24 protein-coding genes are annotated in these 24169 nt (G+C 59.7%); 13 read left to right on the forward strand and 11 right to left on the reverse strand.

Annotated features, from left to right (window positions below; translation table 11 throughout):
* The first annotated feature begins 140 nt into the window (after positions 1 to 140).
* The 5 genes from J5Y17_RS06700 (at position 141) to J5Y17_RS06720 (ending at position 4198) form a co-directional block, all read left to right on the forward strand.
* Entirely contained in the window at positions 141 to 446 is a 306-nt protein-coding gene (locus tag J5Y17_RS06700; RefSeq protein WP_219784446.1) for a DUF2849 domain-containing protein, read from the forward strand.
* Positions 439 to 2109 carry a nitrite/sulfite reductase gene (locus J5Y17_RS06705; RefSeq protein WP_219784447.1) on the forward strand — a complete coding sequence of 557 codons (1671 nt, stop codon included), beginning with the start codon at positions 439 to 441 and terminating at the stop codon, positions 2107 to 2109. The genes J5Y17_RS06700 and J5Y17_RS06705 overlap by 8 nt, the downstream gene beginning before the upstream one ends.
* Positions 2099 to 2875 (forward strand): phosphoadenylyl-sulfate reductase, encoded by a 777-nt coding sequence (locus J5Y17_RS06710; RefSeq protein WP_219784448.1) that lies wholly within the window; start codon positions 2099 to 2101, stop codon positions 2873 to 2875. The genes J5Y17_RS06705 and J5Y17_RS06710 overlap by 11 nt, the downstream gene beginning before the upstream one ends.
* Positions 2872 to 3258 carry a DUF934 domain-containing protein gene (locus tag J5Y17_RS06715; RefSeq protein ID WP_219784449.1) on the forward strand — a complete coding sequence of 129 codons (387 nt, stop codon included), beginning with the start codon at positions 2872 to 2874 and terminating at the stop codon, positions 3256 to 3258. The genes J5Y17_RS06710 and J5Y17_RS06715 overlap by 4 nt, the downstream gene beginning before the upstream one ends.
* 103 nt (positions 3259 to 3361) lie before the next feature.
* Positions 3362 to 4198: a ferredoxin--NADP reductase gene (locus J5Y17_RS06720; RefSeq protein ID WP_219784450.1), complete on the forward strand. Its 837-nt coding sequence runs from the start codon at positions 3362 to 3364 to the stop codon at positions 4196 to 4198.
* 135 nt (positions 4199 to 4333) lie between these two features.
* Here the strand turns inward: J5Y17_RS06720 and J5Y17_RS06725 are convergent, their stop codons facing one another.
* On the reverse strand, positions 4334 to 5101 hold the full coding sequence (locus tag J5Y17_RS06725; RefSeq protein ID WP_219784451.1) for a translation initiation factor 3: 768 nt from the start codon (positions 5099 to 5101) through the stop codon (positions 4334 to 4336).
* A gap of 234 nt (positions 5102 to 5335) precedes the next feature.
* Here J5Y17_RS06725 and infC point away from each other — a divergent pair, with 234 nt between their 5' ends.
* Positions 5336 to 5887 carry a translation initiation factor IF-3 gene (gene infC, locus J5Y17_RS06730; RefSeq protein ID WP_219784495.1) on the forward strand — a complete coding sequence of 184 codons (552 nt, stop codon included), beginning with the start codon at positions 5336 to 5338 and terminating at the stop codon, positions 5885 to 5887.
* A 68-nt stretch (positions 5888 to 5955) separates the two neighbouring features.
* Here the strand turns inward: infC and J5Y17_RS06735 are convergent, their stop codons facing one another.
* The 9 genes from J5Y17_RS06735 to J5Y17_RS06775 all read right to left on the reverse strand — a co-directional run bounded on the left by J5Y17_RS06735 (position 5956) and on the right by J5Y17_RS06775 (position 16119).
* Positions 5956 to 7638 (reverse strand): putative transporter, encoded by a 1683-nt coding sequence (locus tag J5Y17_RS06735; RefSeq protein WP_219784452.1) that lies wholly within the window; start codon positions 7636 to 7638, stop codon positions 5956 to 5958.
* Between the two features lie 619 nt (positions 7639 to 8257).
* Positions 8258 to 10351 (reverse strand): enoyl-CoA hydratase-related protein, encoded by a 2094-nt coding sequence (locus J5Y17_RS06740; RefSeq protein ID WP_219784453.1) that lies wholly within the window; start codon positions 10349 to 10351, stop codon positions 8258 to 8260.
* A 185-nt stretch (positions 10352 to 10536) separates the two neighbouring features.
* Positions 10537 to 10743 (reverse strand): hypothetical protein, encoded by a 207-nt coding sequence (locus tag J5Y17_RS06745; RefSeq protein WP_219784454.1) that lies wholly within the window; start codon positions 10741 to 10743, stop codon positions 10537 to 10539.
* A gap of 40 nt (positions 10744 to 10783) precedes the next feature.
* The gene (locus tag J5Y17_RS06750) at positions 10784 to 10972 is read right to left on the reverse strand and encodes a hypothetical protein (RefSeq protein ID WP_219784455.1); all 189 of its coding nucleotides are present in this window, start codon (positions 10970 to 10972) and stop codon (positions 10784 to 10786) included.
* A 95-nt stretch (positions 10973 to 11067) separates the two neighbouring features.
* Positions 11068 to 11403, reverse strand: coding sequence for a TraR/DksA C4-type zinc finger protein (locus tag J5Y17_RS06755; RefSeq protein ID WP_219784456.1), 336 nt, complete (start codon positions 11401 to 11403; stop codon positions 11068 to 11070).
* 91 nt (positions 11404 to 11494) lie between these two features.
* Positions 11495 to 12604 (reverse strand): FliM/FliN family flagellar motor switch protein, encoded by a 1110-nt coding sequence (locus tag J5Y17_RS06760; protein WP_219784457.1) that lies wholly within the window; start codon positions 12602 to 12604, stop codon positions 11495 to 11497.
* A gap of 104 nt (positions 12605 to 12708) precedes the next feature.
* The gene (locus J5Y17_RS06765) at positions 12709 to 15408 is read right to left on the reverse strand and encodes an ATP-binding protein (RefSeq protein ID WP_219784458.1); all 2700 of its coding nucleotides are present in this window, start codon (positions 15406 to 15408) and stop codon (positions 12709 to 12711) included.
* Complete coding sequence (locus J5Y17_RS06770) at positions 15408 to 15725, reverse strand: hypothetical protein (RefSeq protein WP_255571918.1); 318 nt, start codon at positions 15723 to 15725, stop codon at positions 15408 to 15410. The genes J5Y17_RS06765 and J5Y17_RS06770 overlap by 1 nt, the downstream gene beginning before the upstream one ends.
* Positions 15718 to 16119 carry a response regulator transcription factor gene (locus tag J5Y17_RS06775; RefSeq protein ID WP_219784459.1) on the reverse strand — a complete coding sequence of 134 codons (402 nt, stop codon included), beginning with the start codon at positions 16117 to 16119 and terminating at the stop codon, positions 15718 to 15720. The genes J5Y17_RS06770 and J5Y17_RS06775 overlap by 8 nt, the downstream gene beginning before the upstream one ends.
* Before the next feature lie 204 nt (positions 16120 to 16323).
* Here J5Y17_RS06775 and J5Y17_RS06780 point away from each other — a divergent pair, with 204 nt between their 5' ends.
* Positions 16324 to 16734, forward strand: coding sequence for a cytochrome c (locus J5Y17_RS06780; RefSeq protein ID WP_219784460.1), 411 nt, complete (start codon positions 16324 to 16326; stop codon positions 16732 to 16734).
* Between the two features lie 95 nt (positions 16735 to 16829).
* Here the strand turns inward: J5Y17_RS06780 and J5Y17_RS06785 are convergent, their stop codons facing one another.
* Positions 16830 to 18167, reverse strand: coding sequence for a helix-turn-helix domain-containing protein (locus J5Y17_RS06785; RefSeq protein ID WP_219784461.1), 1338 nt, complete (start codon positions 18165 to 18167; stop codon positions 16830 to 16832).
* A 390-nt stretch (positions 18168 to 18557) separates the two neighbouring features.
* Here J5Y17_RS06785 and J5Y17_RS06790 point away from each other — a divergent pair, with 390 nt between their 5' ends.
* From J5Y17_RS06790 to J5Y17_RS06815, 6 genes are all read left to right on the forward strand, one after another.
* Complete coding sequence (locus J5Y17_RS06790; RefSeq protein ID WP_219784462.1) at positions 18558 to 19898, forward strand: substrate-binding protein; 1341 nt, start codon at positions 18558 to 18560, stop codon at positions 19896 to 19898.
* A 182-nt stretch (positions 19899 to 20080) separates the two neighbouring features.
* Positions 20081 to 21112 carry a branched-chain amino acid ABC transporter permease gene (locus tag J5Y17_RS06795; protein ID WP_219784463.1) on the forward strand — a complete coding sequence of 344 codons (1032 nt, stop codon included), beginning with the start codon at positions 20081 to 20083 and terminating at the stop codon, positions 21110 to 21112.
* 3 nt (positions 21113 to 21115) lie between these two features.
* Positions 21116 to 22345 carry a branched-chain amino acid ABC transporter permease gene (locus J5Y17_RS06800; RefSeq protein ID WP_219784464.1) on the forward strand — a complete coding sequence of 410 codons (1230 nt, stop codon included), beginning with the start codon at positions 21116 to 21118 and terminating at the stop codon, positions 22343 to 22345.
* A 2-nt stretch (positions 22346 to 22347) separates the two neighbouring features.
* Positions 22348 to 23109, forward strand: coding sequence for an ABC transporter ATP-binding protein (locus J5Y17_RS06805; protein WP_219784465.1), 762 nt, complete (start codon positions 22348 to 22350; stop codon positions 23107 to 23109).
* Between the two features lie 3 nt (positions 23110 to 23112).
* Complete coding sequence (locus tag J5Y17_RS06810) at positions 23113 to 23862, forward strand: ABC transporter ATP-binding protein (protein ID WP_219784466.1); 750 nt, start codon at positions 23113 to 23115, stop codon at positions 23860 to 23862.
* Between the two features lie 90 nt (positions 23863 to 23952).
* Positions 23953 to 24169: acetyl-coenzyme A synthetase N-terminal domain-containing protein (locus tag J5Y17_RS06815; protein WP_304518548.1), on the forward strand; the 217-nt coding region annotated here is incomplete at its 3' end.

The following is a 24169-nucleotide window of genomic DNA, read 5'->3' on the forward strand; positions in this document are numbered from 1 at the left end:
CGATTTTCCTCTTCATATCGGAATTCCGGCCTTCCTGCTGCAATGCAGAGGAACAATCATCCTTATCTCTCTGCGCATCTGGCCAGATATTGGGACAATGTTCTAAATTAATAGCAAGAATTCGCAAGTTGGAAAAAGCCATGCCGCGCCCGTTTACGCCCAAAGCCATCACCGCCAACGCCCTTTTGGAGGGCGATGTGATCTATCTCGATGACAACGGCCAGTGGGTCCGCGACCTGCGTCAGGCCCGTGCCTTCACCGAAGCCGAGGTCGCCGACGCCGCTCTGGCCGAGGCCGCGAAAGACGGCATGGTGGTCGGCGCCTATCTGACCGACATCAAGCTGGGCGAAAACGGCCCCGAGCCCACGCACTTCCGCGAGGAGTTCCGCCGCACCGGACCGTCCAACTACTTCCACGGCAAACAGGAGGCCGAAGCCCATGTATAAGTACAACGACTTCGACGAAGCCTTTGTCCGCGAGCGTGTCGCTCAGTTCTCCGCTCAGGTGGCCCGCCGCATCGACGGCAGCCTGACGGAGGAAGAGTTCCGCCCGCTGCGCCTGATGAACGGCCTCTATCTGCAACTCCACGCCTATATGCTGCGCGTGGCGATCCCCTATGGCACGCTCAACAGCGGGCAGATGGATCAGCTTGCTCATATTGCCGAAACCTATGACCGCGGCTACGGCCATTTTACCACGCGGCAGAACATCCAGTACAACTGGCCGAAGCTGCCCGATGTGCCCGCGATCCTTTCGGATCTGGCGGATGTGGAAATGCATGCGATCCAGACCTCCGGCAACACGATCCGCAACGTCACCGCCGACCATTTTGCGGGCGCGGCCGCCGATGAGGTCGCCGATCCGCGCCCTGTGGCCGAGTTGGTGCGTCAGTGGTCCACCGATCACCCGGAATTCCAGTTCCTGCCGCGCAAATTCAAAATCGCCGTCTCGGGCGCCAAAGCCGACCGTGCGGTGATCAAAGCCCATGACATCGGGCTTTACCTGCGCGAGCAGGACGGCGAGATCGGCGCTCAAATCATCGTCGGTGGCGGCCTCGGCCGCACGCCGATGGTGGGCAAGGTGCTGAAAGACTTCGTGTCTCTCGCAGACCTTTTGCCCTATCTCGAGGCCACGGTGTCGGTATGGAACCTCCTGGGCCGCCGCGACAACAAATACAAAGCCCGGATCAAAATCACTGTGCATGAGCATGGCATTGAGGACATCCGTGCCCGTGTCGAAGAGCGCTTTGCCCAAGTCAAACCGCTGTTCGGCGGCATCGACCTGGCGATGCTCGAAGAGATCAAAGCCGCGTTTGCTCCGCCCGCGTTCCGCGAGGCTGCGACTGACGCCTATGACCGCGCGTATGCCACCGATGCGGTGTTCCGCGCCTGGGCCGACACCAACCTCTCCACGCACCGCGCGCCGGGCTATGCCATTGCAACCGTGTCGATCAAAACGCCGGGCCAGACCCCGGGTGATGCCTCCGCCGATCAGATGCGGGTTCTGGCACAGTTGGCGCGCGACTATGGCCACGACGAACTGCGCATCTCGCATGAGCAGAACGTCATCCTGCCGCATGTCCATAAATCCGACCTGCCGGTGATCCACGCAGCACTCAAAGAGGCCGGGCTTGCGGCCGCCAACATCGGTCTCGTGAGCGACATCATCGCCTGCCCCGGCATGGACTACTGCGCGCTGGCCACGGCCCGCTCGATCCCAGTGGCGCAAGGCATTGCGACCCGCTTTGACGAGTTGAAACTCGAACACGAGATCGGCCCGCTCAAGATCAAGATCTCCGGCTGCATCAACGCCTGTGGGCACCACCATGTCGGTCACATCGGCATTCTGGGCCTCGACCGCGCCGGTGTGGAGAACTATCAGATCACGCTCGGCGGCGACGGAACCGAAGACATGGTGATCGGCGAGCGCACCGGACCAGGCTTTGCCTACGACGAGATCATTCCTGCGATTGAGCGCATTCTTGCGACCTATCTGGAGCTGCGAGAGGCACCTGAGGAAACCTTCCTCGAGGCGTATCGCCGCCTCGGCATGGCGCCGTTCAAGGACGCGCTCTATCCTCCGAAAGAGGAAAAAGCGAATGCAGCATAATCTGGCGGAAGCCATCTCTTTGCGCGAGGAGTTCGGCTCGGTCGACGACCGTGTCGCGCGCCTCAACGCGCGCTACGCCAACCATTCCGCGACCTCGGTGCTTGAACTGGCGCTGCGGGACCGGGAGTTGGGGCGGATCGCGCTTGTGTCGTCTTTCGGCGCCGAAAGCGTTGTGCTCTTGCACATGATTTCGGTGATGAAACCAGACACGCCGGTGATTTTCATCGACACGGAAATGTTGTTCGAAGAGACGATCCAGTATCAGCTCGAGCTGATCGACAAGCTCGACCTGCGGGACGTGCGGCGCATTTCGCCCTCGCCGGCGCGCGTGGCCGCGCATGATCCCGACGGGTTATTGCACCTGTCAAACAAAGACGCTTGCTGCGATCTGCGCAAAACCGTTCCGCTGCAAAATGCGCTCGGCAATTTCGACGCCTGGATCACCGGACGCAAACGCTTTCAGGGCTCGACCCGTGCCTCACTCGATTTCTTCGAAAACGAAGAGAACACGCGGATCAAGATCAACCCGCTGGCCTATTGGGCGCCTGAGGATCTGAAAGACTACATGATCAACAACCGCCTGCCGCGCCATCCTTTGGTCGCGAAAGGCTACCCGTCGATCGGCTGTGCGCCTTGCACCAGCCCGGTCAAAGAGGGTGAAGACCCGCGGGCCGGCCGCTGGCGGGGCGAAGACAAAACGGAATGTGGGATTCACTTCGTCAACGGCAAGATCGTGCGCGGCCCCATCACAGGAGATGCATCATGAGCGTGATGGTACGCGACACCGGATTTCAGCCGGAAGATTACGCCGGAGAGTGGGTCGACCTGCCCTCCGACACCGATCCCGAAAGCCTCGCACAGCATGGCAATGCGGCGGCGATCCGCATCGATTTCCCGGCGTTTAGCGATGGCCGTGGCTTCACGCTCGCGCGTCTCCTGCGACTTCAGGGCTTTCAAGGGCGTCTGCGCGCCGCGGGTCATGTGATCTGTGAGCAATATGCTATGGCGCGCCGGTCGGGTTTTGACGAAGTAGAGATCAGCGATGATCTGGCCGCGCGTCAGCCCGAAGAGCTTTGGTGCACGCGCGCCGATTGGCGGGCGCATGACTATCAGTCGCGGGTCCGAGCCGCCTTGCACACCGACGCATAACAGGTCACAAAGGGCGCACTCCAGCCTGCGCCAGATATGACCTTTCATGATGTGGATCAAAGATGTATCCACGATATTCTATAGAGATGGCGCGAGACAGAACATGACCGAGTTGAGCCAAGTGACCGAAGCAAAATCCAAACCCGTCCCCACCCTGCCTGATGCCGCCAAGGTTCTGGAGGTCAAGCACTGGAACGACCGGCTGTTTTCCTTCAAAGTCGAGCGCCCGGCAAGCCTGCGATTCCGCTCCGGAGAATTCGTCATGATCGGCCTGATGGGCGAACCGAACCCGACGACGGGCAAGGCCAAACCTCTCCTGCGTGCCTATTCCATCGCCTCGCCCTCTTGGGAAGAGCATCTCGAGTTCTACTCGATCAAGGTGCAAGACGGCCCGCTGACCTCGCGTTTGCAGCATATCGAAGTCGGCGATGAAATCATCCTACGTCCGAAACCCGTGGGCACGCTCGTGGTGGACGCACTTTTGCCGGGCAAGCGCCTGTGGTTCTTCGCCACCGGCACCGGGATCGCGCCTTTCGCCTCGCTGATGCGTGAGCCGGAAGTCTTCGAAAAATTCGACGAGGTGATCCTGATGCACACCTGTCGCGAAGTCTCCGAGTTGGAGTACGGCCGCCAATTGGTCGAGCACATCAAATCGGATGAAATTCTGTCGGAGATCGAACAAGGCAAACTGCGCTACTACCCGACCACGACCCGCGAAGAGTTCCACCACATGGGCCGCGTGACCGACAACCTTTCGTCCGGCAAAGTGTTCGAGGATCTGGGCATTGCACCGATCAACCCGGAAACCGACCGTGGCATGGTCTGCGGCAACTTGGCGTTTAACAAGGACATCATGGCCATTCTCGACGGCTTCGGTCTGCGCGAGGGCGCCAATTCCGAGCCGAAGGAATACGTGGTCGAAAAGGCCTTCGTGGACTGATCAGCCTCACATTGTATTTGAGACAAACCCCGCCTCGGCGGGGTTTTCTTTTGAGAAGCTGAACCGAGTAGAAGACCACAAAAAAGCCGCGCAAGATGTCTCTCGCGCGGCCTTAAATCTTGAATCTCTACGAGATTACATGCCCAAAAGCGTACGGGCCTTCTCGAGGATCGCAGTCAGAATTTCCGGGTTATTCTGAGCTTGGGTCATGCCGGTGATGATGGTGGCTTTCGCGGTCTCGGAAAGGCCGGAGGCATTCACAACCTCGGTCGCTTTGTCGAGGTCGAAACCGTCAACCGACAGCACTTCAGCAGCGGTCGCCATGTCGAAAGACGGCGCGGCCTCTTCGGCGGCGGGCTCGGTCACCATGTCAGTGGCGGTTTCTGCGGCCTCGGTTGCAGTTTCAACGGCATCAGCTGCGGCGTCGGCCGCGACATCGGCAGCGGCTTCAGCGGTGTCGGCAGCCTCTTCGGCCATTTCGGCCGCAGTGTCAGTCGCAGCGTCGGTCACGTCCGATGCGGTGTCAGCAGCGGCTTCGGCGGCATCCGTTGCGGCATCCGTTGCGGCCTCAGTCGCGGCTTCAGTCGCCTCGGCTGCCGCATCTGCGGCGTCAGTGGCCGCTTCCACAGCGGCTTCGGCGGCGTCAGACGCGGCTTCGGCTGCGCCTTCAGCAGCGGATTCGACAGCATCGGTGGCGGCTTCAACGGCGTCGGAGGCAGCTTCTGCAGCTGTTTCAGCCGCCTCAGAGGCTGTTTCTGCAGCGTCGGTCACGGCATCTGCGGCCTGTTCCATGACGGTGCCGTTGGTGGCTTCCGTCTCGGCGGCTTTGTCTTCTTCTTTACAAGCTGCCAGGGAAAGCGCGAGGCTGGTCATCAGAGCGCCGGTCAAAAAACGTTTGGTCATTGTATCTTCCTCACCAAATGCATAGGCCGCGAACAGTGCGGCCGGACTGGGGAAGTCTTGGCTCCCCCTCCAAGGCGGCATATGGCATGGGTGTTGCAAGAATGTAAGGGCCAGCTCTTGCGTTTTTTCCCCGCAAGCGTCCTTGTGCGGGAACTCGCCGAAAGCGGGTTGAAAGCGGGCGCGTTTGGCCTTATTTTTCCGCAACACAAATGCAATGACAGACAGGAGCTTACCATAGCCCGCAGACCGCATAACGCCCCGCCGACCCGTGACACCGGACCGCGTATCAACGAACGCATCCGCGCACCGGAAATTCGCCTGATCGGCGCCGAGGGTGAAAACGTGGGGGTTGTTCACCCCGCGAAAGCCATGGACATGGCCGCAGAGGCCGGATTGGATCTCGTCGAGATTTCTCCGAATGCCACCCCGCCTGTGTGCAAGATTATGGATTACGGCAAGTTCAAATATGAACAGCAAAAACGTGAATCCGAAGCCCGCAAAAAGCAGAAGATCATCGAGATCAAGGAAGTCAAATTCCGTCCGGGCACTGACGTGCATGACTATAACGTCAAGATGAAGAACGTGATCAAGTTCCTCGAGAACGGCGACAAGGTGAAGGTCACCCTGCGGTTCCGCGGTCGTGAGATGGCGCACCAGGATCTGGGCCGTCAGCTTTTGGAACGTGTGGCCGAGGACACCAAGGAGATCGGCAAGGTCGAGAACATGCCGAAGATGGAAGGCCGCCAGATGGTCATGATGATCGGGCCGCTTCCCTCCAAAGGCTAAGGTTTACGTACCTTTAGAAAGACAAACCCCGGGCCTTAGGCGCCGGGGTTTTTCTTTGAGGTTTCGGCTTAAAACGCCCCTGCCCCCATGCCAGCCAAGACCAGCACGAGCACCTGGGGCGCCAGAATGCGCAGGAACATCACCAACGGATAGACCGAGACATAGGCCACCGAGGCCGCGCCCGTCTTGCTCATCGAGACGGCAAAGGCCAGCGCCGGCGGATCGGTCATGGAACCTGCGAGAACGCCGCAGAGGCTCAAGTAATTGAACTTGCCAACGACCCGCGCGATCACGCCGACGACCAACAAAGGCACCAGCGTGATCAGGATGCCATAGCCCATCCAACTGAGCCCGTCGCCATGCAGCAGCGTGTCAAAGAACCGGTCCCCCGCCACAATCCCGACAACAGCTAAGAACAACACGATGCCAAACTCGCGCAACGCATGGTTGGCAGCGGGCGGCATATACCATGTGAACGGCCCCCAATGTCCAAGCCGCCCCAAGAGGATCGCCGCCATCAAAGGCCCGCCTGCCAGACCCAGTTTCAAAGGCGCTGGAAGCCCCGGCACAGCCAAGGGAATGGACCCCAAAAGCACACCCAACGCGATGCCGAAAAACAGCGCCGGGAATTGCACCTCCTGCAGTCGCGCGTTCTCGTTGCCCAGTTGATGCGCCACCGCATCAATGTCGGGTTGCGAGCCGACCACCGTCACGATGTCGCCGAAAGCCAAGGTCGAAGAGGCCTGCGCCGGAAGTTCAACGCCCGCGCGGTTGATCCGCGACACGGTGACCCCATTGCCCTCCAGAAAAGCAAGCTGACGCAGGGACTTGCCCAGAACACGCTCTTTGGTCACGACAAGGCGAGACCAGCTAAGCTTGGTGCCCTTTGTCGTCATCGCGGCCTCGACTTCGCGGCCCAGAATGAGCTTCATCGCCTGCAATTTCTCTTTCGGCCCAACGAGGTGAAGAAAGTCGCCCAGATGCAGGATCACATCGCGGGTTGGCACCACCAACTCGTCGCCCTGCTTCATCCGCGAGGCCACAACACCGTGGTCAAAGAGATCCGGCACGTCGCCGAGTCTGATGCCATCGAGATTGGCATTGGTCACCGCGATGTTCATCGAAGGCAACGCCTCTTCGCCGCTCTGGGTCTCAGCCTTATAGGCCTCCTCTTCGCGCTCCAGAACGATTTTGAACAAAGCTCGAATGACGAACATCGAGGTCAAAATTCCAAGGATACCAAAGGGATAGGCCATTGCGTAGCCCATGCCGGAATTCGCCACCTCGGAAGCCGGAAAGCCCGCATCCCCCAGCACCTGTTGCGCCGCCCCCAGCCCCGGCGTGTTGGTCACGGCCCCCGACATGACGCCGACGAGCACCGGCAAAGGCAGATCCGCCAGTGCATAGATCACCAGCGTCATCGCGACCCCGCCCAAGACGATGCCAATGGCGGCAAGGTTGAATTTCAGACCGGATTTGGCGAAGGAGGAAAAAAAGCTCGGGCCCACCTGAATGCCGATCGTATAAACGAACAAAATCAGACCCAACTCACGGATAAAATGCATCACCTCGCCATCGAATTCGACGCCCGCGCGTGAGGCAAAATGGCCGATCAAAATGCCGGAAAACAGCACACCACCAATGCCAAGACCGACCTTTCGAATTTGAATTTTTCCCAGCAAGAGCCCCAAGGCCCCCGCGAGGCAAAGCGCCATTGTGGTGAGGGCGATATCTGAGAGAGGCAAAGACATGAGACGCACTTTCTGGGGGAGGAGACCCGGATGTCGTGAAGTCGAAATTGGCGCGACATTGCGCGCCGCGCTCATAGAAGTAAGTGATTTGTGTCAATTTTCTGCAAATGCATAACGGTCATGCAAGGAAAACCAAAAGGCCTACGGATGAAATCTGGCACAGAGCAAAAAAAGCGCGCCTTTCGCACGCGGAACCAGTCGAGTGTCGAAAATTTACACCGACCTTCCCTCCTAAACAGTCCCACCGCGTGAGGCAAGACAAGGGCGACCACGCGGCGAACGGTCACGGCGCGACGCAAGGGAGTGTTGAAAAAAAGAGGCGTCACAGGAGAAACGCAAACCCTGTGACGCCAGTATGGTATTCTGCCCACGCACAAAAGGCAGGATACGGCGCGGACGATCGGAAGGAGAGTCCGCGGGAGGAATGCAAGGTCCCTTGTCTGACTGCTGACACCGGAACCCTGCGCTCGAGACAAGCAATATGTCAGTGGATTCGTGAAAACATTGATCTCGATCAAGCCCATGTTTGCAGAGTGCATTGATCACGCTGCAGAGCGGCGAAAATTGGTGAATTTCGGCATTTTCAGCCAAAGAATCTCCCGAAAGGAACCAACAACCCTCAGATAAGGTTTAATTTTTCAAAATTATCGCCATTTTTGACCAATTCGCGCCAGATTGTCGCAGGCTCCCAAATATCCGGCGCCTGATCGGCAAATTCTTTCAGTCGCATCTCCGCATGCAGCAGCCCCATAAGGTCGGCAGCTTGCATCGGACCACCCCGGTAGCGCGGATAGCCCTTGGCCAACATCATCACCACATCGATATCGTCCGGATGCTCCACCGTGCCCGCCTGCAACAGCCGCGCGCCGGCGTTGGCCTCGGCCAGAACGATCCGTTCAAAAATGTCGCGATCGGTGAGACGAAGATCCGGCACCCCGCCCTGGCGGCGCAGATCAGCGAGGATCGCCTCGGTCTGGCTGTCGTCGCGCTCGCCGCTCTCGAGGTAGTCGTAGAACCCTGAGCCCACGGCTTTGCCCTTGCGCCCCTCGCCAACCAGAAACTGCGCCACGGCGCCCGACATATGATTGAGGCCAAGCGCATCCATCACCTCACAGGGTCCCGCCGGAAACCCGTAGCTACGCATCACTTCGTCGATGCGCGCAGGCCGCGCGCCCATCAGCAAGAGCACATCGACGGCGGACCAGCCCGCCTCCTGCACGACGTTGGCGATCAATCCGTCGCGAGCGCGCAATGTCACAGGCACTTTGCCAATGCCGCGCACAAACCCGTGGGCTGTGGCAAGCGCGTTCGCATCGACACCTTGGCCGCAGGCCAGTTCAACAACACGGACCGCTTGGGCCGGCGCGAAGAAATGCAGTCCAACAAAGCGTTCCGGATGAGCCAACTCTTGCGCGATACGGGCAAACCCGCGATCCGCAACGGTGGCCAAAACCGTGGTGTCCGGCAGAAATTCCTCGATCCGCGCCAACAGCCGCGTGCGGGCCTCGATTGAGCCTGCTGTAGCGTCGAGCACCAGATCGGCCTCGGCCAGTCCATTGAGTTGCGTGGTCGCAATCAGGGCCTTGAGGCGCGCATCTCGTTGCTCTGATGTCAGCTGCCCTTGCTGCACTGCGCGTGTGTAAACCGAATTGATCCGCTGCTCATCGTGCACAAGCTGGTCGGCGGAATTGCCCAAAAGCCGGACTTCGATCTCATGATCGAGCGCTGCGATTGCGATGCCGAGCGCGAACGTCCCCGTTCCCACAAGGCCCAGTGTCTTAACCTCGCGAGGCACCGCACCCTCCGCCCCAATCAACCGCGCCGCACGGCGTTCGGAGAAAAACGCATGGCGCAGCGCCTTCGACTCTTCTGTCTCGAAACACTCTTCACGGGCGACCATCTCGCGGCGTAGCCCAGCCTCATAAGGCAGCATCAAAGCGGCTTCGACACAGTCGATGATCCGCGCAGGGGCTAAGAGACGCGCCTCGCGGATTTTCTCGCGCCGTGCGACGATTTCCTTGAAATAACTCGCCCCGTCACGCAGACCTTCGGTGCGATCCCGAGTGGGGCGCGGCCCCTGCCCGCTGGCGACAAGGCGCTTGGCATAAGCCACTGCCGCCTCGCCCGTGCGCTTTTGTGCCAACTCGTCCACCAGCCCCAACTTGGCAGCTTGCGGCCCCGACACAGGCCGCCCCGAGAGCAGCAATTCTAACGCAGGTCCCGCTCCAACGAGCCGCGGCAGGAGTTGCGTCACACCACCGGTGGGCACGAGGCCAAGGGAAATCTCGGGGGCCCCAAGGCGCGCTGCGCGGCCCATGACGCGGTAATGCGCGGCCAGAGCCAGCGCCAAACCGCCCTCAATCGTCGCGCCGTGTAGCGAGGCAATGACAGGCTTTTGACATGAGGAAATGCGATCGCAAAGTGCATTGAGGCTGGGCGCAGCGTCTTGGGCGACCAATGAATCGGGCGCGAACCCCGTGCAAAAAGAAGCGCCCGAGCCCAAAAGAACGATGGCGTTCACCTCCGTATCCGCCTCAACCTGAGCTATGGCGTCCCAAAGCGCCTGACGCATCTCTTGTGTCAAAAGATTTACCGGGGGACGCGACAGCCGCAAAAGCGCTATGTCTTCATGGCGTTCAATGATCACGGCAGGCGAGCGCGCCTCGTCCTGCGCTCTGTCACGAATAAGTTCCGCCGCCTTTGCTCCGCTCATGCCATACCGCCCCCTGACGTGCTGTGATGGTGCTCCCATGGTCAATGGCGTCTCGGACACCAAACTTATCCACAGGTTCCCCACAGGTTTTTCCACATCATGGCGGAGGGCATGCCCCTAAGGCAAGTTGAAATGAGCGCGGCGCCAAACTTGCGTCTTTTCGCAGATTTGGCGCCAAGACTGGATCAAGTCGGCGGATAAATTTGGTCGGCGGAACTCTCCTCCAGTTCCGCCTCAAGGCGCACCAAATCTTCGGGCAGAGGCAGCCCCAAAGCGGAGAGCTCCGCCAGTTTTTCTCGCAGGGTTTCCTGTAGGATATGACGATCCGCCGGACGCGCCGCGATTTCATCCAAGATCATATAAACCTGTGTTTTCAGAGCTTCAAACGCCATGGCTCATTCCTTTCCCCCCAAATGATCGCCCGTGCGGGGATCAAACCGGCATGTTGTCCCACATGTCGTCATCGTCATCTTTCCTGGCCTCAGGGCGCGCAAAATGGGCCTCCGGCTCGGCTATGGATTGATGCAATTTGCCTTTCAGGGCCTCTGCGGTCTTTTCGTCCTTCACCAAATCATCGACGATCTTGTCAATTTCCGCTTCGCTTTTCGTCACTTTCGTCATGTCTTTCCTCCCTCAAGTCATAGTCATGAAGTCATGGACAACAATTCATGGGCCACGAGCCCGCGACGTTCTCCTCGCAATTCGGTCGTCTGGTGTCAGTGACGCGCGGCGTTGCGGGCGGCGCAGTCCCGGCACACAGGGGTATAGGGTAGCACATCGAGACGCTCTGAACTGATTTCTTCGCCACAAACGGCGCAAAATCCGTATTCTCCGGCGTCCATTCGCGCGAGTGCCGCATTAATCATCGCGATCTCGGCTTTGCCGGAAGCCCCCATGCCTTCAAGCACCTCATCGCCTTCGCGTTCGGTGGCCAATTCTTCCCAATCCTTGGACTGATGAGAATCCAGCTCCGCGTCGATCTCTTGCAAACGTTCTGTCAGTTCCGCCTTGCGGTCCAACAGTTGCGCGCGTCTTTTTTCGATGGTGTTCATGATGGCTCCTCCCTGAGACAAGATGATCAATCTAAATCATGGGAAAAGCCTTGATTCACATCAACAGCTTTCCCGAATTCTGATCGCGTCACTAAAGTGGAGGAAGGTCACCCAGAGGAGGCAGATCACTCAGCGGGGTAAGATCGCCCAAATCGCCGAGGGAAGGCAGGTCTCCCATCGCGGGCAGGTCACCGAGCGGCGGAAGAGCATCGCCTCCGCCAGCCGGATCACTCATACCCATGTCCCCGACACCAGAGAGAGCGGGAAACTCAGTCGCGCCAACTATATCGCCTGCGCCAAACGCCTCATGACCCAAAGCTTCCGCATCGTCCTCTCCGTTAGCACAGATTACCACGCGCAGAGCCCGTTTGCCGTTGATCTGACCCAGCCGCGCGCGGCTAACAAGACGGTCGTCCGCCCGCACTTCGACCCGCGAAAGCGCCTCGCGTGGGATCGGGATCATCATACCCTCGGTCAGCGAGGTGACATCGCCCAAGGTCAGACGCACCCGATGCAACACCGTGTCCAGACGAGCCTCGGATTTCATCACGACATTCTGGAAGGTGCTGCTGAAATCCCCCGCGCCCTCGTCCAAGGTTTTCAGCTTCGGCGCCGCAAAGGGAAAGACGAAGAACACCTCCCCCTCGCGCCCACGCCGCCCCAATGTGACGCGCGCACGATAGAGACGGTAGGGCACATCATCGAAGGCAATCGCGATGGAGCGCGCCTCCTGAAGCTGGGCGGCGACGTGAAATCCCGCGATCTCCGGCGGAGCAGCTACCTCGGCAATATGAGATTCGAACTGACGCAGCACCTGATTGCAAAGGTCCGAACACATCACCGCATCCGTCGCGGTTGGCGGGCGATCTTCGGGTGGGAGGCTCAGAACCTTGCCCGTGGTCTGTTGTTCAACGATTGCGGACACGGCATTCTTGTCCAAAACAGCCAGCCCATAGGCGTTGTTCGGCCCCTCAAGCAGCGACATAAGCGCGTTCTCAGGCACCTGCCCCGGAAGGCGGGAAATGGTGGAGCGTTCCTCGACGACTTCTGTGACCTGAAGCACAAGGCCGATCGTGTCCTCCGCCGCTTTCGCCATCGCGAGGCGCAGCGCTTTCGCGGGCGACATGGGCTGCACATCCGGGGGCGGACGGCCTACGCCCGCCTTGCGGCGCATCGCGGAAATGATGTCGGCGTCAGACATGGGAACGGGCAGGACTTTCGATCAGGTGGACTCCCGCTCCTTTTTCAACGCTCAAAGTAAACAAATCATTGAAGACGGCAGAAAATTCGCCGGATCATTGTGTCTCAATCGCGCGCACGCACCCGTGGCACTTCCAGCCGGAAGGCCGCGCCACCCTGCCCCGGCAGATAGGCAATCGTGCCGCCCAGATTTGTCATGATCTCGCGACAGATTGCGAGACCCAGCCCCGCGCCGCCCGCTTTGGCATGGTCGGTCAGCCGCGAGAATTTCTCGAAAATCACCGCCTGCTTGTCCTTCGGAATGCCCGAGCCATTGTCGATGAAATCGATCTGGAGCCGGTCGTCGCCTTTGCGGCGGACATGGATGGTCAACTCCGGCCGCGGTGCGTCACAATATTTGCGCACGTTGGCAATGAGATTGATGAAAACCTGCGCCAGACGGTCCGGGTCGGTCTCAATCGCGATATGTTCCGACAGTTCATTGCGCCGGATGAGCAAGCGCACGCCACCTCCGGCCTCGGAACTCGCATGCAGCGCCCGGTCGATCACGTCGTGCAGGTTGGCGCGCGCCCAATTAAGGCTAACCTGACCGTTCTCCAGCACCGACAGATCAAGCAAATCGTCCAAGAGCCGCGTCAGACGGCGGGCTTCGTCATGGATGATCGTGGAAAACCGCTCGAGGCTTTCGGCGTCCATATCCCCCGATTGCCCCGCCTCGCGCAAGATCTCGGAAAACGCCCGAATGGAAGTCATCGGTGTGCGCAACTCATGCGAGATTTGCGACAGGAACGCGTCCTTTTGGATGGAAAGCGCCGTAAGTTTCTCATTGGCCTCACGCAGCTGGCGCGCGGTGCGGGCCAACTCGTCGGATTTCAGCTCAAGCTGGCTGGAATACTCCATAATCTGCGCGGTTTCATCCGCCACGGCCATCAGATCCTCGACCGACACCAACACCCCGCCCGCGATCTGACCCAGCATCGCATGCGCCGTTGCGGCGCCGACGGAACCCGCCATTTCGCGCTCCAACCGCTCGATGAAGGCGGGGGTGGTGTCGGGCAGATAGCCCTCTTTACCCTGCGCTTCGGCCTCCGACTGAAACAGGTTCTGCGCCTCAGCGGGACCCAGAATGCGCTGCGCCATGACCAGCAGATCCTCCGCCTCGGCAAAGCCATGAGACCAACCGCGCGTGGAGCCCGAATGCTCGAACACATTGACGAATTGCGCGCCCTGCAGCCGTTCGACCGGGCGCGGGAAGGACATCAGAGAGCCAAGCACAAACACCACGGTGTTGAGCGCGATGGACCAGCAAATCGCATGCACCACGGGATCAACCCCATCGACGCCGAAAAGGGCCTGTGGACGCAAAAGAGTGAGGCCGAACGGCCCATTGGCCAAAAGCTCCGGCGTAAATCCGGAAGCCGCACCAAAGGACGGCAGGAACATCGAATAGGCCCAGACCACAAAGCCGGTGACCACACCGGCGATCGCGCCGACCCGTGTGGCCCCACGCCAGAAAATGCCGCCCAACATGGCGGGCAAGACCTGCGCCACGCCGGTAAACGAAATCATGCCGATGGAGGCCAGGGCCTCGGACCCGCCTGAGAAATGGAAATAGAGATAGCCCAGAGCCAGCACGCCAAAAATCGACAGGCGTCGGGCATAGAGCACGACGCGGCGCACATCGCCAGAGACCATCGCACCGCCCGCGCTCGACGACAACCAGATCGGCATGACGATGTGGTTCGACACCATGGTCGAAAGCGCGATGGCGGCAACGATGACCATGGAGGTGGCTGAAGAAAAGCCGCCAAGGAAAGACAGGGTCGCCAAGATCCGGTGGTCGAAATGCAGCGGCAAGGTGAGGACGAACATGTCGGGATTGGAACCTTGGGGAAGAACCTCAAGCCCCACGACCGCAATCGGGATCACGAATAGCGACATGCCAAAGAGATAGAGAGGAAAGGCCCAACCTGCTGTGAACACATGGTTTTCGTCGGAATTCTCGACCACCAAAACCTGAAACATCCGCGGCAAGGTGATGAGCGCCGCCGCCGAGAGCATGGTGAGCGCAATCCAGCGCGTGCCCATGATCGGATGCTGCGACACCGGCGATGCGTCAATCCGCGCCATGAGATCACCCACCCCGTCAGACAGACCCCAGACGACGAATATACCAACCGCCACCAGCGCCATGAATTTCACGATGGCTTCCAAGGCGATGGCGGTCACAACACCATGGTGACGTTCATTGGCGTCGAGATTGCGGGTGCCGAAGAGCGTCGTGAAAAGCGCCAACCCCGTCGCCACCCAAAGCGCGGTCTTGTCCAGATCGGGCAGCACGGCGCCCGTCGGATCATTCGCACCGAAGACAGCAAAAGACAGCGCCACGGATTGCAATTGCAGCGCGATGTAAGGCGTCGTGCCGATGACCGCCAAAAGCGTCACCAACACGCCCAAAGTGGTCGATTTACCGTAACGAGACGAGATTAGGTCTGCCACAGAGGTGATCCGCTGCACCCGCCCGATCCGCACGAGTTTGCGTAATATCCACCAGCAGCCGATCATCATCAGCGAGGGGCCAAGATAGATCGTCACGAATTCCAACCCCGAGCGCACCGCGTAGCCCACGGCGCCGTAAAAGGTCCAGGCGGTGCAATAGACCGAGAGCGACAGCGTGTAGACCCATGGCGAACGCAGCCAACCCAAACGCCCGGCCTCGGCGCGTTTCTCCGCCCAGAAAGCTACAATAAACAATAGGGTGGCATAAGAGAGGCAGGCGAAGACGAGAATATTGAACCGCAGCATCAGTGCGCGTCCTCATCTGTGTGCCCGTGCTTTTCAGCCGCCCCCGGGGTTTTCAACGCCTCGACGGGACCTTCCGCCCGGCGCAAAGCACGCGACAGCCACATCGTAGCCAAGAGGCCCAGAGCCCAGACCACAAAGACATGCAGAAACGCCCGCGATCCCGCGCCGACAGGACGATCTGTGCCTTCGCCGCCCCACAACAGTGGCAAAAGCCAGAGGCCGAACATGAGAAAGGGCAAGAGCCTGAGCGCGTCGATCAACCGCCTGCGCCGATAGGACGCGCGCGCGAGATAGAGCGGCGCGCGGCCCTCAGCCATGGCTGGTATCCATTGGGTTTTCTGGGGCTTCCGCCGCCAGTCGGCGCACGACCTCAAGCATCTCGGTGTTGGAAAACGGCTTGGTCATAAAATGCGACACGCCCGCGGCCTCCGCCATATCGCGGTCCTTCTTCTGGCCACGTGCGGTGAGCATCAACACGGGGCGCGTGGCGTGATCCGCCATGTCGCGCAACTCGCGCAGGATCTCAAAGCCGGATTTGTTCGGCAACATCACGTCGAGAATGATGACATCCGGCCGCTTGCGCTCTACCGCCGCCACCGCCGTCGCCCCATCTGCATGGGTCTCAACCGTCCATCCATCGCGCGACAGGATGAACCGGATCGCCTCGATGATGTTCGGCTCGTCCTCGATCAAGAGCACGCGCTGTCCCATAATTGCCTCTCTCCCCCTAAGCTGTCGCAGTTTATGGCGTTTTGTCGCGTGCCTGTCAAAAATTTGTGCCCATCCGACGCATTTCCGGCGCTTGCGCAATGGCAGCCATTCCGAGCCCGACCCACACAGAAAAACATGCATGAGCAATATAAGTTCTAGAATGCAACACCTTATGGTAATTATAATATCAGGGAGGACAATCCAATGAAATTATTTACATGGTCAATCCGTGCCTTCGCGCTCTGCCTGCCACTGGCATCATATGCGCAAAACCCTGAAATCGGGGAAACACTCTACACCCAATATTGCGCCACCTGTCATGGCACCAGTGGCGCTGGTGACGGTCCGCTAACCGAACTCATGACAACGAAACCGGCGGACCTCCGAACGCTCGCCGCCGACAACCCGGCCGCCCCCGGAGAATTTCCGATGCTGCGGGTGATCCACGTTATCGACGGGCGCACCGGACTGCGCGCGCATGGGGGTGAAATGCCGACCTATGGCGATGTCTTCATGAGCGGTGCGATGGACTCCATGGAAACGGTCGGCGCGGTGATCGAAACCCGCGGTCGCATTCTCTCCGTGGCGATGTATTTGGAAACCATCCAGAACTGAGCACCGCGAAAAGAACGCACCGGATATGCGTGACGCGCGACACTGGAGCGAAATGAGGGCTGCAGCCTCCCCCTGCCCGAATTTCCTGTCGAGCCTCACCCCTCCTCCGGCACCTCGAGCACCATCGAGGGCTCGCGCCGTGCCGGGCACTCGACACGGGCGCAGACGCGGCATGACGTGCCAATGCCATGCACTTCACCCTCACGCACCTCCATGTCGAGCTGGTCCAAAGGCATAAAGAGCATCGTCGCCTCGATCACCTCCGGCGCGTCGAAGCTTTCCGGGCGTTGCGGCTGGGCGATCGCGTAGGCGAGGTAGCGGCGTGGCGGTTGGCTATGCTGTTCGACCACGCGTTTCACGGGCACCATGGGGCGCAACAACGCCTGATAGAGTGGCCAGAGCGGACAGGCGGCGCCAAAGCGCGGCGGCGCGAAACCATCGAGCGGTTTGCGGTGGGTCAGCGCGCCGGAACCGTCGCAGATCGCCAAGCCCATCGGCGGGCGGTTGTCCGAGGCCGGCAGGCTCGCCAGACGTCGCATCGCCGCCGACAGTTCCACCCCCATGGCCTGCGCCAGAGCCGAGGGATCGGGACCGTGGCGCGAAATGATCGCTTCCACCATGGCTTGCGGCATTTTCTCGGCCTCGGCGCGGGCGCGGAGCACCCATTTGCGGGCCAAACTGCGGGCGGCGGGGGTGCGCAACCCGCCCTCGCCCGACAGATCGGGCATCTTGCCCTGTTCCAACTCCGGCAGGACGAAATCGCGCGCCGCCAGCCAGGCCTCGACCTCTTCGAGCGGCGAGGCCAGCGTGTCCTCGGATTTGCCCACCGTGTCGAGATAGCTCACCAGCGCCTGCGAGCCGTCGGCGAGGCGTTGGCTGTCCTCATAGAGGTTGCGGTGAAAGCGCGCCTGCCAGTCGCGGTCGATCTCGCCCGCGTTGTTGAGAATGCCCGCGGTGGAGCGGATCGCGGTCACGGTGGAGAGCACCTCGTGCAAACTATCAGAGAGAAACGGGTCATGTGCCAGACGGTCGTTCAGCGCCTCGACCCTGCGTTCCAGCGCTGTGATCCGGTTGCGCTGCGCCACCACGAGAGCCGCCCAGCCGGGAAAGCGCCCGACGAATTCCTCGGCGCGCTGGGTTTCCGGCAGGCTGACCGGCTTGCCTTCCTGTGGCCGCAACCCGCTGGTGCTCGCCGCCTCTTGCAGCCCTTCCATCAGCGGAAGCTCAGCCCCCTCAGAGAGCGCTGCGGGCTCCACCCCCAACTCGCGCGCCAGATCGATCAACAGCTTGCCACCGATTCTACGGCGGTTGTGTTCGATGAGGTTCAGATAGGCCGGCGAGATGCCTACAGAACGCGCCAGATCGGCTTGTTTGACGCCTTTGAGCGTGCGCCTTTCGCGGATGCGCGTGCCCGTTAACGCTGATCTCGGCATGTCTGAGTTCCCCTTCCCCTCACGCGGCCCACGCTGAACGCGCAAACCGGCGCCCTGGCTCGAATATCGTTTTTCAAACGCAGCACGAAAATACAGTGACTTCTCAAGGCTTTTCCGCGAGAGCAAAGCGCAGTATTCTGCACCTGCGGGAAAAATGATTTACACTGCATACATTCGTATTGTGTAATCATTAACAAAAAAATCATTAAATAAAAAGCACTTGTTGATGGGTTTTCGAATGATACCCGATACTCACCTCATCTCGTTTACAGCCAAAGTACCTCACATTGCGGCGCAAACGGGATCTGTGCACCGCCCGGGTTTCGGGGAGGAAATCCGGGCGAGGCGAGCACAGCCAACCGATTGGCCGTATTTCTGGGAGGAATTTACATGTCCAAAACCGATCTGACACGTCGCTCAGTGCTGAGAACCGGAGCCGTTGCCGGGGCCGGCCTTGCGCTTCCGACGATTTTCACCTCGGGCGCAAGCGCCTTTACCAATGAGCCGATGGGCGGAACCGTAACGCTGGGCTTTAACGTGCCACAATCGGGCGCCTATGCCGATGAAGGCGCCGACGAGCTGCGCGCCTACCAGCTTGCGGTCGAGCACCTTAATGGTGAGGGCGACGGCGGGATGCTCAACACTTTCAGTTCCAAGGTTCTGGAAGGCAATGGCATCATGGGCAAGAAGGTCGAATATGTGACCGGCGACACCCAGACAAAATCTGATGCGGCACGGGCCTCGGCAAAATCCATGATCGAAAAAGACGGCGCGGTGATGATCACTGGCGGGTCGTCTTCGGGCGTGGCCGTGGCGGTTCAGGGCCTCTGCCAAGAGGCGGGCGTCATCTTCATGGCGGGCCTCACGCACTCCAACGACACCACTGGCAAAGACAAGAAAGCCAATGGTTTCCGCCACTTCTTTAACGCTTACATGTCGGGCGCGGCGCTGGCCCCCGTGCTGGCCGCCCGTTATGGTGCGGACCGCAAAGCCTATCACCTGACGGCAGATTACACTTGGGGCTGGACCCAAGAGGAAAGCATTGCCGCAGCCACCGAAGCCCTGGGTTGGCAGACCGTGAACAAGGTCCGCACGCCGCTTGGTGCGGGCGATTTCTCGTCCTACATCACACCAGTACTGCAGACGGATGCAGACGTTCTGATCCTGAACCACTACGGCGGCGACATGGTCAACTCACTGACCAACGCGGTGCAATTCGGGCTGCGCGAAAAGATGGTCAACGGCAAGAACTTCGAGATCGTTGTGCCGCTGTTCTCGCGTCTGATGGCGCGCGGTGCAGGTGAGAACATTAAGGGCATCCTTGGTTCCACCAACTGGCATTGGTCGCTCACCGACGCGGGCTCGCAGGCCTTTGTGAAAAGCTTTGGCACGAAATACGGCTTCCCGCCGTCGCAGGCCGCGCACACCTGCTATGTGCAGACGCTGCTCTATGCCGATGCTGTGGCGCGTGCCGGGTCGTTCAACCCCTGCGCGGTTGTCGAAGCACTCGAAGGCTTCGAATTCGACGGGCTGGGCAACGGTCCGACGCTCTATCGCGCAGAAGATCACCAGTGCTTCAAAGACGTGCTCGTGGTGCGCGGGAAAGAGAACCCGACCTCTGAGTTCGACCTCCTGGAAGTGGTCGAAGTGACCCCGGCAGCCCAAGTCACCTACGCACCGGATCACCCGATGTTCGCGGGTGGTGCTTTGGGCGCCTGTAACGCAGGCTAAGCCTACCACTGGGGGACAGCGCTCAAACCATCCCCCTAAGGCAAGAGGCGGCCTGAACCGTAACAGCGGCAGGCCGCCCATCTTCACACCACAGCCAACCCGAAGGCGCAGATGAGCGCCCTTCCCCGTTGCGGACAGCGCCACGGGAGCGGGAGAGGTTTGGCGCAACATCAGGTGGGACCATGGAAACCATTCTTTTGCAATTGCTCAACGGGCTCGACAAAGGCTCGGCCTATGCGTTGATCGCACTGGGGCTGACCCTGATCTTCGGCACCTTGGGCGTGGTCAATTTCGCCCATGGCGCGATCTTTATGATCGGCGCCTTTTGTGCGGTGACACTGTCGAAGCTATTGAACCTGTCATTCGAGACGATTGATCCTGAAAAGGTCGATTTCCTCGGCAACCCGGCCAAGATCAAAACGCCCTATGTCGAGGCTTGGTTCGGACCGGACTTTGGCCATGCGCTGATCGACTGGTCGGTGCCTTTGGCGATCCTGTTTTCCATTCCGATCATGATCGCGGTGGGCTTTGCCATGGAGCGCGGGCTGATCAAGCATTTCTACAAACGCCCGCATGCAGACCAGATCCTCGTGACCTTCGGCCTCGCCATCGTGTTGCAAGAGGTGATCAAGTATTTCTACGGCGCGAACCCGATCTCGACGCCTGCCCCCGATGCGTTCAAAGGCTCCTTCGATTTCGGCGCCATGCTTGGATTTGATCCCAACATGATCATCTACCCCTACTGGCGTCTGATCTATTTCGGCTTTGCCGCTCTCGTCATCGGTGCCGTGTTCTCGTTCCTGCAATTCACCACCTTTGGCATGGTGGTGCGTGCCGGCATGGCGGATCGCGAGACTGTGGGCCTTTTGGGCATCAACATCGACCGGCGCTTTACAATCATGTTCGGGCTGGCCGCGGCCGTGGCAGGTGTCGCGGGCGTGATGTATGCGCCAATCCTGTCTCCAAACTATCACATGGGCATGGATTTTCTGGTGCTTTGCTTCGTCGTCGTTGTGGTCGGCGGCATGGGCTCCCTACCCGGCGCTGTGGCCGCGGGGTTCCTCTTGGGCATTCTCGAGAGCTTTTCGTCGATGAATGCCGTCAAGTCGCTGCTTCCCGGCATCGATCAGATCATCATCTATGTCGTCGCCATCGTGATCCTTCTGACCCGTCCGCGCGGTCTGATGGGCAAAAAAGGCGTGATGGAGGAATAACTTATGTTCGGGCTTAATAAAAAAGACACCTCTTTCCTGCTGATCGTGATTGCGCTGACCATGGCGACCCCGATCCTACTGCAACCCTTTGCGGAAGGATCGGAACTTGCGCAGTTCAACGGCGGCTATCCGGACCTGATGCAGAAGATAGCGATCTTCGGCATCTTCGCGGTCGGGTTCAACATCCTCTTCGGCCTCACTGGCTATCTCAGCTTTGGCCACGCGGCATTCTTAGGCATCGGCTCTTATGCTGCTGTCTGGATGATGAAGCTTTTGACCATGAATGTGATCCCCGCGATCCTCTTGGCCATGATCGTGTCCGGTCTGTTCGCCGCCGCCATCGGCTATGTCTCTCTACGCCGGTCGGGCATCTACTTTTCGATCCTGACGCTGGCCTTTGCACAAATGTCCTACAAGATGGCCTATTCTGTGCTGACCCCTCTGACCAATGGCGAGACCGGCTTGCAACTGGCACTTGATGATCCGCGCATCCTCGACGGCGCCGCGGAGGGTAGCTCGCTTCCGGTGACCAATATCTTCGGAATCGCAATGAATTCCTCTTATAAACTAGAGGCTTTGGGGCGGGTTTTCACCTTCAACGTCGGCTATTACTTCTGCGCCTTCATCGCGATCCTGGCCTTTTATGTGGCGATCCGACTGTTTCGGTCTCCGTTCGGCATGATGCTGCGCGCCGTGAAATCGAACCAGCAGCGCATGACCTACACCGGCCTTGATCCCAAACCCTACACTTTGGCCGCTTTCGTGATCTCCGGCATGTATGCGGGGCTTGCGGGCGGGCTTTTGGCGGCGATGGACCCGCTGGCGGGCGCCGACCGGATGCTTTGGACCGCCTCTGGCGAGGTGGTGATTATGACCATCCTCGGCGGCGCAGGCACCTTGATGGGGCCGGTTCTGGGCGCAGGCGTGATCAAATATCTCGAGAACATCTTCTCGAAGATCAACGAAGGCGTGCTGCACGATTGGTTCTCTTTCCTGCCCGACGGCGTGGAAAATGTGGTGATCTGGGTCTTTGCGCGCTTCACCGGCGAAGGCTGGCACCTGACCCTTGGCGTGACCTTCATGCTGGTCGTGACCTTCCTTCCGGGCGGTCTGATCGAAGGGCTGCGGCGCCTGTCCAAACGGGTCAAGCATGGCTCGCAAAAGCGCGACAAATATGACGACCCGGACCCGGAGCACCGCCCCGAACCCGGCAAACGCGTTGCAGGAGAATGAACATGGGAATTCTTGAAGTCAAAGGCGTCGGCAAGCGGTTTGGTGGCCTTCAGGCCTTGGGCGATGTCAACCTCTCCATTGAGGAAAACACCGTCCACGCCATCATCGGCCCGAATGGCGCAGGCAAATCCACGCTGCTGAACTGTCTCGTCGGAAAACTCATCCCGGATGAGGGCTCAGTCACCTTTGCGGGCACCTCGGTTCTGGGCCGCAAGCCGCATGAGATCAACCAGCTGGGCATTTCACGCGTCTTCCAAACCCCTGAAATCTTTGGTGATCTCACGGTGATGGAAAACATGATGATCCCCTGTTTCGCCAAACGCGACGGCGCCTTTCGGATGCATGCCATCGAAAGCATGGAGCAAGAGGCCGAACTGATCGCCAAGGCCGAAGCGATGCTCGCCGACGTCGGCATGCTGGAGAAGCGCGAGATGATCGCGTCCTCCATGTCACGTGGCGACAAGCGGCGGTTGGAGATTGCCATGTGTCTGGTGCAGGAGCCGAAACTCCTGTTGCTCGACGAACCCACCGCGGGCATGGCGCGTGCCGACACCAACAACACCATCGCGCTGTTGAAAGAGATCAAAGAGACCCGCGACATCACCATCGCGATCATCGAGCACGATATGCATGTGGTGTTTTCCTTGGCCGACCGCATCACCGTTCTGGCCCAAGGCACGCCGCTGGTCGAAGACACGCCCGACAACATCAAAGGCAACCCCAAAGTCAAAGAAGCCTACTTGGGCGAAACGCAGCAGGTGTAAAAGATGAGCGACCAATTCAACCCCAACGCAAACCACGCCCAAAACGCCCCCGCCTTCTTTTCCGCTTGGGACGTGCATGCCTATTACGGCGAAAGCTACATCGTGCAGGGCGTCACCTTTAACATCCATGAGGGCGAAATCCTCGCCCTTCTGGGCCGCAACGGCGCAGGCAAGACCTCGACGCTCCGCGCACTCGCCAGGCTAGACAGCCCGGCGGTGACGCACGGCGAGATTTGGCTCGACCACAAGCATCTGCACACCAAAACCTCCTATGAGGCCGCCGTCGAAGGCATCGCCTTGGTCCCCGAAGACCGCCGGATTATCCCCGGCCTGACGGTCGAGGAAAACCTGCAACTGGCGCAGATCGTCGAGCCCGTCGGCTGGTCTTTGGATCGCCTTTACGACCTATTCCCTCGCCTGCGCGAGCGGCGCAAACAGGAGGGCATCACGCTGTCCGGCGGCGAACAACAGATGCTCGCCATCGCTCGCGCGCTGGCCCGTGACATCAAGGTGCTGCTCTTGGATGAGCCCTACGAGGGCCTCGCGCCGGTCATTGTGGACGAGATCGAAAAGACTCTGCGCATCATCAAAGAACAAGGCATCACCACTGTTCTCGTCGAGCAAAACGCCGTACGCGCCCTCAATCTCGCCGACCGCGCAGTGATTTTGGACACCGGGCGGGTGGTCTATGACGGTAGTGCTAAAGAAGTGCTTGAGAATGAAGCGTTAAGAGCCGAATATCTCGCCATCTGACGCAACATCCGTTCCTGTATTGTCGCATGAACGGGACAACGGCCCGCGTCGGGAATGGCGCGGGCTGTTTTATTCCTGGGGAGGAACATCATGACCGAAGAGCAAAGCTATCCACCCACCGGACAATTCTCCGAGAATGCCCATATTCGTCCGCATGAGTACGAAGACCTTTACAAAAAGTCCGTCGACGACCCTGTGTCTTTCTGGGCGGAACAGGGCAAGGTTCTTGACTGGATGGAGCCCTACACGCAGGTGAAGAAGACCTGTTTCGACTTCGGTCGCGTCGATATCAAATGGTATGCCGACG

This window comes from Celeribacter sp. PS-C1 (genome assembly GCF_019429625.1).
Classification (GTDB): Bacteria; Pseudomonadota; Alphaproteobacteria; order Rhodobacterales; family Rhodobacteraceae; genus Celeribacter.

Excerpts from the sequence above, each read along its gene's own strand:
- J5Y17_RS06700 (WP_219784446.1), top strand. The coding sequence starts at position 141 with ATGCCGCGCCCGTTTACGCCCAAAGCCATCACCGCCAACGCCCTTTTG.
- J5Y17_RS06705 (WP_219784447.1), top strand. The coding sequence starts at position 439 with ATGTATAAGTACAACGACTTCGACGAAGCCTTTGTCCGCGAGCGTGTC.
- J5Y17_RS06710 (WP_219784448.1), top strand. The coding sequence starts at position 2,099 with ATGCAGCATAATCTGGCGGAAGCCATCTCTTTGCGCGAGGAGTTCGGC.
- J5Y17_RS06715 (WP_219784449.1), top strand. The coding sequence starts at position 2,872 with ATGAGCGTGATGGTACGCGACACCGGATTTCAGCCGGAAGATTACGCC.
- J5Y17_RS06720 (WP_219784450.1), top strand. The coding sequence starts at position 3,362 with ATGACCGAGTTGAGCCAAGTGACCGAAGCAAAATCCAAACCCGTCCCC.
- J5Y17_RS06725 (WP_219784451.1), bottom strand. The coding sequence starts at position 5,101 with ATGACCAAACGTTTTTTGACCGGCGCTCTGATGACCAGCCTCGCGCTT.
- J5Y17_RS06735 (WP_219784452.1), bottom strand. The coding sequence starts at position 7,638 with ATGTCTTTGCCTCTCTCAGATATCGCCCTCACCACAATGGCGCTTTGC.
- J5Y17_RS06740 (WP_219784453.1), bottom strand. The coding sequence starts at position 10,351 with ATGAGCGGAGCAAAGGCGGCGGAACTTATTCGTGACAGAGCGCAGGAC.
- J5Y17_RS06745 (WP_219784454.1), bottom strand. The coding sequence starts at position 10,743 with ATGGCGTTTGAAGCTCTGAAAACACAGGTTTATATGATCTTGGATGAA.
- J5Y17_RS06750 (WP_219784455.1), bottom strand. The coding sequence starts at position 10,972 with ATGACGAAAGTGACGAAAAGCGAAGCGGAAATTGACAAGATCGTCGAT.
- J5Y17_RS06755 (WP_219784456.1), bottom strand. The coding sequence starts at position 11,403 with ATGAACACCATCGAAAAAAGACGCGCGCAACTGTTGGACCGCAAGGCG.
- J5Y17_RS06760 (WP_219784457.1), bottom strand. The coding sequence starts at position 12,604 with ATGTCTGACGCCGACATCATTTCCGCGATGCGCCGCAAGGCGGGCGTA.
- J5Y17_RS06765 (WP_219784458.1), bottom strand. The coding sequence starts at position 15,408 with ATGCTGCGGTTCAATATTCTCGTCTTCGCCTGCCTCTCTTATGCCACC.
- J5Y17_RS06770 (WP_255571918.1), bottom strand. The coding sequence starts at position 15,725 with ATGGCTGAGGGCCGCGCGCCGCTCTATCTCGCGCGCGCGTCCTATCGG.
- J5Y17_RS06775 (WP_219784459.1), bottom strand. The coding sequence starts at position 16,119 with ATGGGACAGCGCGTGCTCTTGATCGAGGACGAGCCGAACATCATCGAG.
- J5Y17_RS06780 (WP_219784460.1), top strand. The coding sequence starts at position 16,324 with ATGAAATTATTTACATGGTCAATCCGTGCCTTCGCGCTCTGCCTGCCA.
- J5Y17_RS06785 (WP_219784461.1), bottom strand. The coding sequence starts at position 18,167 with ATGCCGAGATCAGCGTTAACGGGCACGCGCATCCGCGAAAGGCGCACG.
- J5Y17_RS06790 (WP_219784462.1), top strand. The coding sequence starts at position 18,558 with ATGTCCAAAACCGATCTGACACGTCGCTCAGTGCTGAGAACCGGAGCC.
- J5Y17_RS06795 (WP_219784463.1), top strand. The coding sequence starts at position 20,081 with ATGGAAACCATTCTTTTGCAATTGCTCAACGGGCTCGACAAAGGCTCG.
- J5Y17_RS06800 (WP_219784464.1), top strand. The coding sequence starts at position 21,116 with ATGTTCGGGCTTAATAAAAAAGACACCTCTTTCCTGCTGATCGTGATT.
- J5Y17_RS06805 (WP_219784465.1), top strand. The coding sequence starts at position 22,348 with ATGGGAATTCTTGAAGTCAAAGGCGTCGGCAAGCGGTTTGGTGGCCTT.
- J5Y17_RS06810 (WP_219784466.1), top strand. The coding sequence starts at position 23,113 with ATGAGCGACCAATTCAACCCCAACGCAAACCACGCCCAAAACGCCCCC.